This window comes from Streptomyces inhibens (assembly GCF_003389455.1).
GTDB classification, from domain to species: Bacteria; Actinomycetota; Actinomycetes; order Streptomycetales; family Streptomycetaceae; genus Streptomyces; species Streptomyces inhibens.
The window spans coordinates 1-10,319 of sequence record NZ_QUAC01000165.1 but is presented as its reverse complement, the minus strand read 5'-3'; the positions used below and the strand labels follow the sequence as shown (position 1 = coordinate 10,319).

The following is a 10,319-nucleotide window of genomic DNA, read 5'->3' as shown; positions in this document are numbered from 1 at the left end:
CAGACGGCGCCGCCGCGCCTCGGACCGCCGGCCGCCCACCGCGGCCTGCGCCGCTTCCGCGCGCCGACGCCGGCCACCCCCGAACGCTGCGAACTGTGCGGCGTGGTGCTCGCCGAGCACAACCACCGCCACCTGGTCGACACCGAACGCCGCGCGCTGGCCTGCGCCTGCACCCCCTGCGCGCTGCTCTTCGACCGCCCCGGCGCGGGCAAGGGACAGTTCCGTACGGTCCCCGACCGCTACCTCGTCGACCCCGGCCACACTGTCGACGAGGCCTCCTGGGACCTCCTCCAGATCCCCGTCGGCGTCGCCTTCTTCCTGCGCCACTCCGACCTGGACCGGCTGGTCGCGCTCTACCCCAGCCCGGCCGGCGCCACCGAGAGCGAACTCGACCCGGAGACCTGGCAGACCGTCCTGGCCGCCAGCCCGCTGGCCGCGCTGCTCCGGCCCGATGTCGAGGCGCTGCTGCTGCGCCGGTCCGAAGGCCGGATCGACTGCTACCTGGTGCCCGTCGACATCTGCTACGAACTCGTCGGCCGGATGCGCCTGTTGTGGCAGGGCTTCGACGGCGGGGCCGAGGCACGCGCCGCGCTCTCCGACTTCTTCACCAAGGTCGCCCGCCGGGCCCGTGAGCCGAGGAAGGACGACCGGCCGTGACCGAGCTGTCCTTCGCCTGCACCGGCGTACGCGCCGACCGCTACGCCGCCGCCCCCACCCTCCTCTTCCGCCTCCGTATCACCGCCGCCGACCAGGCGGCCCGGGTGCACGCCGTCGCACTGCGCTGCCAGATCCGGATCGAACCGGCCCGGCGCGGCTACCGTCCCGACGAGGCCGAGGCGCTCGCCGACCTCTTCGGCGCGCGCTCGCGCTGGGGCAGCACCCTGCACCCCCTGCAGTTCGCCCAGGTCTCCCTCGTCGTACCCGGCTTCACCGGCGAGACCGAGGTGGACCTCCCCGTCCCCTGCACCTACGACATGGACGTCGCGGCCGGCCGCTACTTCCATGCGCTGCGTGACGGCGAGGTCCCGCTGCTGCTGCTGTTCTCCGGCACGGTGTTCGCCGGCGCCGGCGGCTTCCAGGTCCAACCGGTGCCCTGGAACAAGGAAGCGTCCGTACGCATGCCGGTGGCCGTCTGGCAGGAGATGACCGAGGCGCACTTCCCCGGCTGCGGCTGGATCCGGCTGCCGAGCGAAACCCTCGACGCACTGCTCGCCTACCGCTCCCGGCGCGCCCTGCCCTCCTGGCAGGCGACCATCGAGGCGCTGCTGGCCACCGCCGACGGCGGCGAACCGCCCGCACCGCGCGCCCGGCTTTTCCCCGGCACCGCCGCCCGCCCCGTCACCGAGAGGACCGCGCCGTGACGGCCGGCGTGCTGCCCGACGAGACGGCGGACCGCTTCGCCACCGCCCGCCAGGTGGCGGACGCCGTGCTGTTCGAGGGCTATGTGCTCTACCCGTACCGGGCATCCGCCGCCAAGAACAGGCTCCGCTGGCAGTTCGGCGTCCTCGTACCGCCCCACTGGGGCGCCGACAGCGCGGAGTACTCCTTCCAGCGCACCGAATGCCTCATGGAGCCCAAGGCCGGCGCCCGGCTCTCGGCCGAACTGCGGTTTCTGCACGCACAGCGGCGTACGGTCCAACGCCTGTGCCCCGACGGCGGGTTCGAGACCGTCGAGGCACTCGAACTGCCCGACCGGGTGCTGGTCCCCTGGGACGAGGGCACCGAGGAGCGCATCACGCTCGACGCCGATGTCTCCAAGCTGGCCGGCGCGGGCCTGACCATCCCCTTCACCCGGCCCGCACGGCAGGAGACCGAGCCGGTGCACGACGCCGACGGGCGGCCGGCCGGCCGGCTGGTGCGCCGCAGCGCGGAACTCACCGGCCAGGTGCGGCTGACCACCGACGAACTCGACGGCCCCTACGCGGCGCTGCGGCTGACCGCGACCGTCGAGAACACCAGCACCTGGAAGCCGGACGGCGCCGATGACGACCGGACCGCCGCGCTGCCGCACTCGCTGGTCGGAGCCCATCTCCTGCTCGGCCTGAGCGCGGGCTCGTTCCTGTCCATGACCGATCCGCCGGAATGGGCCCGGGGCGCCGTCGCCGCCTGCCGCAACGAGCACGCCTGGCCCGTACTGGCCGGTGAGTCCGGCCGCGCCGATGTGATGCTGTCCGCCCCGATCATCCTGGAGGACCACCCGGCCATCGCCCCCGAAAGCCCCGGCGCCCTCTACGACGCGCTGGAGATCGACGAGATCCTCGCCCTGCGTACCGCGGCCCTCACCGACCAGGAGAAGCGCGAGGCCCGCGGCACCGACCCGCGCGCCGCCGAGGTCATCGAGCTCGCCGACACCATGCCGCCCGAGGTGCTGGAGCGGCTGCACGGCGCCGTACGGGCGCTGCGCGAGGTCACCGGGCCCGGGCCGGCCGCGCCCGACGACCTGGCCCCCGATGTGCCCGGCCACCGCCCGGACACCCCCTGGTGGGACCCCGAGAGCGACCGCAGCGTGGACCCCGTACGCGACCGGATCACCGTCGACGGCCGGTCGATCGGCGCCGGCAGCCGGGTGCTGCTGAAGCCGGGCCTGCGCCGCACCGACGCCCAGGACCTCTTCCTCCAGGGCCGCGCCGCGCAGGTCGAGGCGGTACTGCACGACGTCGACGGCGGGGTGCATCTCGCCGTGACGGTGGAGGACGACCCGGGCGTCGACATCCGGCGGGAGCAGGGCCGGTTCCTGTACTTCCAACCCGACGAGATCGCCCCCCTGGAGGACGCGTGAGCACCGATGCACCCGTCGCCAAGCCGGCCGCGAAGACGCTGATCGCCGGCGTCGGCAATATCTTCCTCGGCGACGACGGCTTCGGCGTCGAGGCCGTCCGCCGGCTCGGCGAACACCCCCTCCCGGACGGGGTCGAGGTCGTCGACACCGGGGTACGGGGCGTCCATCTGGCCTACCAAATGCTCGACGGATACCACACGGTGCTCCTCGTGGACGCCGCCGCGCGCGGCAGCGAACCGGGCACCGTCCACCTCCTCGACGCCACCACCCCGGCCCCCGCCCGCCCGGGAGCCACCGCGCTCGACGCCCACCACATGACCCCGGACGCCGTGCTGGCGCTGCTCGACACGCTCAGCGCGGGCACCGGCGGCCGGCGCCCCGAGCGCGTCCTGGTCGTCGGCTGCGAACCCGCCGATGTCACCGAAGGCATCGGGCTCAGCGAACCGGTCGACGCCGCGGTCGACGAGGCCGTACGGCTGATCCTGCAGCTGGTCGGCGCGGACGAGCCCACGCCGGCCGCGGCGCCGGCGACACCCCAGTGAAAGGACCCGACACCATGCTGAAGCTCGCCCTGGGCGGCGCGATCGCCGTCGCCCTCGCCGTCGCCCTGAAGAGCCTGCTCCCCGACCTCAGGCGCTATATGCGCATGCGGGCGATGTGACCGGGCGGCGCTGCACCGAACGGTGTACGCCACCGCCCCGCCCCGGCGAGGCACCCCGGCCACCCTCCGGCCGCGCCGTCTAATGAAGTGCCTCGGGCCTGTCCCGCGAAGACCCGTCGGACAGGCCCTGGCCGCACCCGGTCGTCCCCGCACCAGAGAGGGACCGATGCACGAGATGTCCATCGCGCTCGCGATCGTGGACCAGGTCGAGAGCGCGGCCCGGCCCGCCGGGGCCACCACGGTCAGCGGCGTCCGGCTGCAGGTCGGCGAACTGGCCGGAGTGGTCCCCGACGCGCTGGCCTTCTCCTTCGAACTCGCCTGTGCCGGCACGGTGTTGGAGGGCGCGGAACTCATGACGGAACGGGTGTCCGCCCGCGCCCGCTGCGGCGCCTGCGCGGACACCTGGCCGGTGGGCATGCCGCCGCAGCTCAGCTGCCCGGGCTGCGGCGGGGCGAGGGCCGAGCTGCTGTCCGGCCGTGAACTGCAGATCGTCAGTGTGTGCTGGCACGACGTCCCGGTACACGCACCGATTCATCAGGAGCGCTGAACCATGTGCCGTGTCGTCGACCTGCAACAGGCCGTGCTCGCCAAGAACGACGCCTGCGCCCACACCCTGCGCGAGGACCTTGCGGCCCGGGGCACCGCGGTCGTCAATCTGCTCTCCAGCCCCGGCAGCGGCAAGACCGCCCTGCTGGAGCGCGAACTCACCCTCGCCCGCAGCCGAGGCATCCCCGTCGCGGCGCTCACCGCCGACCTGGCCACCGAGAACGACGCCGTACGCCTCGCCCGCTCTGGAGTGCCCGTCAAACAGGTGCTCACCGACGGGCTGTGCCACCTAGAGGCCGAGATGCTGGGCGGGCACCTCAACGGCTGGCTCCCCGCCGACACCCGGCTGCTGTTCATCGAGAACGTCGGCAATCTGGTCTGCCCGGCCTCCTACGACCTGGGGGAGACGCTGCGCATCGTGCTGGCGTCGGTGACCGAGGGCGAGGACAAGCCGCTGAAGTACCCCACCGCCTTCGGGCTTGCCCATCTGGTCGTGGTCACCAAGACCGATATCGCCGACGCGGTCTCCTTCGACGAGGCGGAGTTCCGCGCCAATGTCGAACGGATCAACCCCGGCGTCGAGGTCGTCCTCACCTCGGCGCGCGCCGGCGAAGGGGACGGCGCCCTGCTGGACCGGGCGCTGGCGGCGCGCGACGGCGCGCCGGTGCACATCCCCGTCATGACCCGTAAGTCCCATCACGTGCATGACGCCGATGACGATCAGCCGCACGACGAGAGCCATGCGCACGGCGAGAGCCATGCGCACGGCGAGAGCCATGCGCACGACGAGGGCCATACGCACACCCACCCGCACCCGCACACCCACGCCTCGCGGAAGCAGGGCAGCCAAGTCCACACGGCCGACCCCGACACCGTGGCGTCGAGCCGCTCATGACGACCAGTCAGGTAGACCGGGCCCCCGCGGCAGCCCCCGCCGCAGCCCCCGCGACAGCCCTTGCGACGGCCACCGCGCGCCGCCGGATCACCGTCCGCGGCGTGGTCCAGGGCGTCGGCTTCCGCCCGTTCGTTCATACCCTCGCCACGGAAATGGGTCTGACGGGCCATGTGACGAACACCGGTGAGGGCGTGGTCGCCGAGGTCGAGGGCGCCCCCGCCGCGCTCGCCCGCTTCGGCGCACGGATCCTTGGCGAGGCGCCCCCACTGGCCGTGGTCGAGACCGTCGACGGGGAGGACATCGCCCCCGTCGGCGGTGCCGGATTCACCATCCTCCCCTCCCGCGCCCAGGGCCCCTCCCGCACCCTGGTCGCCCCGGACGCCGCCACCTGCGACGCCTGCCTCGCCGAGCTGACCGACCCGGCCGACCGCCGCCACCGGCACCCGTTCCTGACCTGCACCCACTGCGGGCCGCGGTTCACCATCGTCACCGCACTCCCTTACGACCGTGCACTGACGACCATGGACCGCTTTCCGATGTGCCCCCGGTGCGCACGGGAGTACGCGGACCCGGCCGACCGGCGCTTCCACGCCCAGCCGATCGCCTGCCACGACTGCGGCCCCCGGCTGCGCCTGCTGACCGCGGACCCCGACGACCGCACCCGCGCGCCCCACCCGGCGCCCGGCCCCGACCCGGTCGCCGACACCCGTCGGCTGCTCGCGACCGGCGCGATCGTGGCCGTCAAAGGACTCGGCGGCTACCACCTCGTCTGCGACGCCACCGACGACCACGCCGTCACCCTGCTGCGCCGCCGCAAGGCCCGCGGCGACAAACCGTTCGCCCTGATGGCCCGTGACATCGCCGATATCGCCCACCTGGTGCGGGTCCGCGACGCGGAACGCGCCCTGCTCACCGGGCCGGTACGCCCCATCGTGCTGCTGCGCCGCATCCATGACCCCGCACCGGCACCGGGCGCGCCGACACCGTCCCGCGCGGTCGCGCCCGGCAGCCCCGACCTGGGCGTGATGCTCCCGTACACACCACTGCACCACCTGCTGCTCGGCCTGCCGGGCGATCCGCCCGGGCCCCGGCTGCTCGTCATGACCAGCGGCAATCTCGCGGGCGAGCCGATCGTCACCGACGACGACGAAGCCGTACGGCGCCTGGCGCACCTGGCGGACGCCTGGCTCACCCACGACCGGCCGATCCGGATCCCGTGCGACGACTCCGTGGTCCGGATCAGCGACGGGGAGCCGCTGTTCGTGCGCCGCTCCCGCGGCTATGCACCGTTCCCGGTACCGCTCCCCGTGCCCGTACGGCCCGCGCTCGCGACCGGCGGCGACCTCAAGAACGTGCTCTGCCTCGCCGAAGGCCACCGCGCGTGGCTCTCCGCGCACATCGGCGACATGGACGACCTGGCGACCCAGCTCGCCTTCGAGGAGGCCGAGGCGCACCTGGAGACGGTCACCGGGGTGCGCCCCCGGCTCCTCGCCGCCGACCGGCATCCCGGCTACCGCTCCGGACAGTGGGCCGCCCGCCACACCGACGGCCGGCCGCTGGTACGGGTCCAGCACCACCACGCGCATATCGCCGCCGCCATGGCCGAACACGGCCTCGACGGCCGCCGCCCCGTCATCGGCGTCGCCTTCGACGGCACCGGATACGGCGACGACCGGGCCGTGTGGGGCGGCGAGATCCTGCTCGCCGACTACGACGGATACCGCCGCTTCGGACAGCTTGCCTACGTCCCGCTGCCGGGCGGTGACACCGCCGTCCGGCGCCCCTACCGGATGGCGCTGGCCCATCTGCGCGCCGCCGGCATCGACTGGGCCGAGGACCTGCCACCGGTGGCGGCCTGCCCGCCGGACGAGCGGCGGCTGCTGGCCCGGCAGCTCGAACGCCACCTCAACTGCGTGCCCACCTCCAGCATGGGCCGCCTCTTCGACGCCGTCTCCTCGCTGGCCGGGGTGTGCCAGCACGCCGGATACGAGGCCCAGGCCGCCATCGAACTCGAAGCCGCGGCCCTGACCGCGGGCGAGGACCACGGCCCCGGTTACGCCTTCGCACTGCGCCCCGGACCGACGTACCCGGCTCGCCCCGTGGGCGCCGACACCATCGCCGACCCCGCGCCGCTGCTCACCGCCGTCGTCGCGGACGTCCGCGCGGGCACCGCCCCGGCGCTGATCGCGGCCCGTTTCCACACCGCGGTCGCCGACGTCGTACGGCGCAGCTGCGCGCTGGCCCGTGAGCGCACAGGCCTGGAGACCGTCGCACTGACCGGCGGTGTCTTCGCCAACACCCTGCTGGCCGAGGCCACCGCCCGCCTGCTGCGGCAAGACGGCTTCACCGTCCTGCGCCACCGCCGCGTCCCGCCCAACGACGGGGGACTGGCGCTCGGCCAGATCGTCGTGGCGGCGCGTACGGCGGGGGCCGCCACGCCCTGAACGGCATCGCGGCGAGGCGGACGCAACGTACTCACGACGAGGAGAGGCCCATGTGCCTGGCGGTACCCGGCAAGGTATTGGACATCGAGGAACGGGACGGCACCCGGATGGCCACCGTCGACTTCGGCGGTGTGGTCAAGGAGGTGTGCCTGGAGTACGTACCCGACCTGGCGGTGGGTGAGTACGCGATCGTCCATGTGGGCTTCGCGCTACAGCGCCTGGACGAGGAGTCGGCCCGGCAGACCCTCGCCCTGTTCGAGGAACTCGGCCTGCTGCAGGAGGAGTTCGGCGACCCCTGGGAGGCGGCCGCCGCCCAGGAATGGCAGGAGGCGGGCGGCCCGCCGGCACCCGCCGTGGGCGACGGAGCGCGGGAGGCGCGGCAGTGAAGTACATCGACGAATTCCAGGACCCCGGGCTGGCCAAGCGTCTGCTGGACGACATCCGCGCCACGGTGACCCGGCCCTGGGCCCTGATGGAGGTCTGCGGCGGCCAGACCCACACCATCATCCGGCACGGCATCGACCAACTCCTCCCGGAAAAAGTTGAGTTGATCCATGGCCCGGGCTGCCCGGTGTGTGTGACACCGCTGGAGGTCATCGACAAGGCCCTGGAGATCGCCGCCCGCCCCGACGTGATCTTCTGCTCCTTCGGCGACATGCTCCGCGTCCCCGGCAGCGACCGCGATCTGTTCCGGGTACGCAGCGAGGGCGGCGATGTACGGGTCGTCTACTCCCCGCTCGACGCGCTGAAGATCGCCCAGCAGAACCCGCGGCGCGAGGTGGTGTTCTTCGGTATCGGCTTCGAAACCACCGCCCCGCCCAACGCCATGACGGTCCATCAGGCCAGCAGGCTCGGCATCCGCAACTTCAGCATGCTGGTCTCGCACGTCCGGGTACCGCCGGCCATCGAGGCGATCATGACGTCGCCCAGCTGCCGGGTCCAGGCGTTCCTGGCCGCCGGCCATGTGTGCAGCGTGATGGGCATGGGGGAGTACCCCGAACTGGCCGAGCGGTTCCGGGTACCGATCGTGGTCACCGGCTTCGAGCCGCTGGACATCCTGGAGGGCATCCGCCGCACCGTCCGCCAGCTGGAGCGCGGCGAACACACCGTGGACAACGCCTACCCGCGCGCCGTACGCGCCGAGGGCAACCCGGCCGCCCAGGCCATGCTCGCCGACGTCTTCGAGGTCACCGACCGTGCCTGGCGCGGCATCGGCACCATCCCCGCCAGCGGCTGGCGGCTGTCCGCCCGCTACCGCGACTACGACGCCGAGCACCGCTTCTCCGTCGAGGGCATCACCACCCGCGAACCCGCCGCCTGCCGCAGCGGCGAGGTCCTGCAAGGACTCATCAAGCCGCACGAATGCGAGGCATTCGGCACCACCTGCACCCCGCGCACCCCCCTGGGCGCCACCATGGTCTCCAGCGAGGGAGCCTGCGCCGCCTACTACCTCTACCGCCGACTCGGCACCACGCCCACCCCGCTGGAGGCGAGCCCCGTTGCCTGACACCCCCCACACCCCCCTGTCCACGGTGAACGGCCCCTCGCCGGCCGACCGCGGCCTGCCCACCGTCGACATCTCCGGCTGGACCTGCCCCGCCCCGCTGCGCGACCAGCCCCGGGTCGTCATGGGGCACGGCGGGGGCGGCGCACTGTCCGCCGAACTCGTCCAGCAGATCTTCGTGCCCGCCTTCGGCGGCGAGATCCTTGCCCAGCTCGGCGACTCCGCCGCGGTCTCGCTCGGCGGCGCCCGGCTCGCCTTCTCCACCGACTCCTTCGTCGTCCGGCCGCTGTTCTTCCCCGGCGGCTGCATCGGCGACCTCGCCGTCAACGGCACCGTCAACGACCTCGCCATGAGCGGCGCCCGGGCCGCATACCTCTCCTGCGGCTTCATCCTGGAGGAGGGCGTGGAGATGCCGGTGGTCGCCGGGGTCGCCGACGCCATGGGCGCGGCCGCGCGGGTGGCCGGTGTCGAGGTGGCCACCGGCGACACCAAGGTCGTCGAGGCGGGCCACGGCGACGGCGTCTACATCAACACCGCGGGCATCGGACTGATCCCGCCGGGCGTCGATCTGCGCCCGCAGCGCGTGGCCCCCGGCGATGTGGTGATCGTCAGCGGCGACATCGGCGTACACGGTGTGGCGATCATGAGCGTCCGCGAGGGCCTGGAGTTCGGAGTCGAGATCGAGAGCGACTGCGCGGCGCTCGGCGGACTCGTCGAGACCATGCTCGCCGTCACCCCCGATCTGCATGTCCTGCGCGACCCGACCCGCGGCGGTCTGGCCGCGGCGCTGTGCGAGATCGCGACCGCCTCCTGCACCGGCGTCGTCATCGAGGAGCGCGCCATCCCCGTCCCACCGACGGTCGCCAACGCCTGCGCCATCCTCGGCCTGGACCCGATGTACGTCGCCAACGAGGGCAAGCTGGTGGCCTTTGTGCCCCGTGAGCACGCCGACGCCGTCCTGGACGCGATGCGTACCCACCCCCTCGGCGCCGGCGCGGCGATCATCGGTGAGGCCGTGGCAACCCACCCCGGGATGGTGGTGGCCCGCACTCCGCTCGGCGGCACCCGGGTGGTCGATCTGCCGCTGGGGGAGCAGCTGCCGCGGATCTGCTGAGGAGGGAACGCCGTACGCCGCGGTGCCTCATACGCCGGCCGGCGCCGCGGCGTACTCCTCGATCTCCCGCGCATACGACGCCGGGGACCGCCGCCGACCGCAGGCGATGACAAGCACCGTCACCCCCGCTGACCTCTTCGCTCACGACGGCTACGGTGTCGGGCCATGAGCCGGCCGACGTTCGCCCTGCACCATGTGCGGGCCGCGCTGAGCGGAGCACGACCCCGCTCGGTGAGCATGTCCTCGGCACGATGGTGGGCGCCGCACCGGCCGCCAACTGGCTCTCCGACCGTTTCGAGGGCAAACGGGCCGTCGGCAACTGCGGCTGAGGCGGCACCGGTACAACGGCGCGCGCGGCGGCGCTACGACCCCGCCG

General features: G+C 73.3%; 11 protein-coding genes. All 11 read left to right on the top strand.

Annotated features, from left to right (window positions below; all coding sequences use genetic code 11):
* Nucleotides 1-657, top strand: a 657-nt coding sequence (locus tag DY245_RS21080) for a DUF5947 family protein (protein WP_425329421.1), incomplete at its 5' end; no start/stop codon positions are given.
* Entirely contained in the window at nucleotides 654-1,361 is a 708-nt protein-coding gene (locus DY245_RS21075) for a DUF6084 family protein (protein ID WP_128508804.1), read from the top strand. The genes DY245_RS21080 and DY245_RS21075, both read left to right, overlap by 4 nt.
* Nucleotides 1,358-2,779 (top strand): hypothetical protein, encoded by a 1,422-nt coding sequence (locus tag DY245_RS21070; protein ID WP_128508803.1) that lies wholly within the window; start codon nucleotides 1,358-1,360, stop codon nucleotides 2,777-2,779. The genes DY245_RS21075 and DY245_RS21070 overlap by 4 nt, the downstream gene beginning before the upstream one ends.
* The gene (locus tag DY245_RS21065) at nucleotides 2,776-3,321 is read left to right on the top strand and encodes a hydrogenase maturation protease (RefSeq protein ID WP_128508802.1); all 546 of its coding nucleotides are present in this window, start codon (nucleotides 2,776-2,778) and stop codon (nucleotides 3,319-3,321) included. Before DY245_RS21070 ends, DY245_RS21065 begins: the two co-directional genes overlap by 4 nt.
* A gap of 14 nt (nucleotides 3,322-3,335) precedes the next feature.
* Nucleotides 3,336-3,440, top strand: a complete 105-nt coding sequence (locus tag DY245_RS48340) for a DUF6893 family small protein (protein WP_425329420.1) — start codon at nucleotides 3,336-3,338, stop codon at nucleotides 3,438-3,440.
* Nucleotides 3,441-3,606: 166 nt separating this feature from the next.
* A complete protein-coding gene (locus tag DY245_RS21060; RefSeq protein WP_128508801.1) occupies nucleotides 3,607-3,987 on the top strand; it encodes a hydrogenase maturation nickel metallochaperone HypA/HybF in 381 nt (126 codons plus the stop codon).
* Between the two features lie 3 nt (nucleotides 3,988-3,990).
* Complete coding sequence (gene hypB / locus DY245_RS21055) at nucleotides 3,991-4,881, top strand: hydrogenase nickel incorporation protein HypB (protein ID WP_128508800.1); 891 nt, start codon at nucleotides 3,991-3,993, stop codon at nucleotides 4,879-4,881.
* Entirely contained in the window at nucleotides 4,878-7,325 is a 2,448-nt protein-coding gene (hypF, locus tag DY245_RS21050) for a carbamoyltransferase HypF (protein WP_244943170.1), read from the top strand. The genes hypB and hypF overlap by 4 nt, the downstream gene beginning before the upstream one ends.
* A gap of 50 nt (nucleotides 7,326-7,375) precedes the next feature.
* Complete coding sequence (locus tag DY245_RS21045) at nucleotides 7,376-7,711, top strand: HypC/HybG/HupF family hydrogenase formation chaperone (protein WP_128508799.1); 336 nt, start codon at nucleotides 7,376-7,378, stop codon at nucleotides 7,709-7,711.
* Entirely contained in the window at nucleotides 7,708-8,832 is a 1,125-nt protein-coding gene (gene hypD, locus DY245_RS21040; protein WP_128508798.1) for a hydrogenase formation protein HypD, read from the top strand. The genes DY245_RS21045 and hypD overlap by 4 nt, the downstream gene beginning before the upstream one ends.
* 16 nt (nucleotides 8,833-8,848) lie before the next feature.
* Nucleotides 8,849-9,943: a hydrogenase expression/formation protein HypE gene (gene hypE, locus DY245_RS21035; protein ID WP_425329422.1), complete on the top strand. Its 1,095-nt coding sequence runs from the start codon at nucleotides 8,849-8,851 to the stop codon at nucleotides 9,941-9,943.
* Nucleotides 9,944-10,319 lie beyond the last annotated feature (376 nt).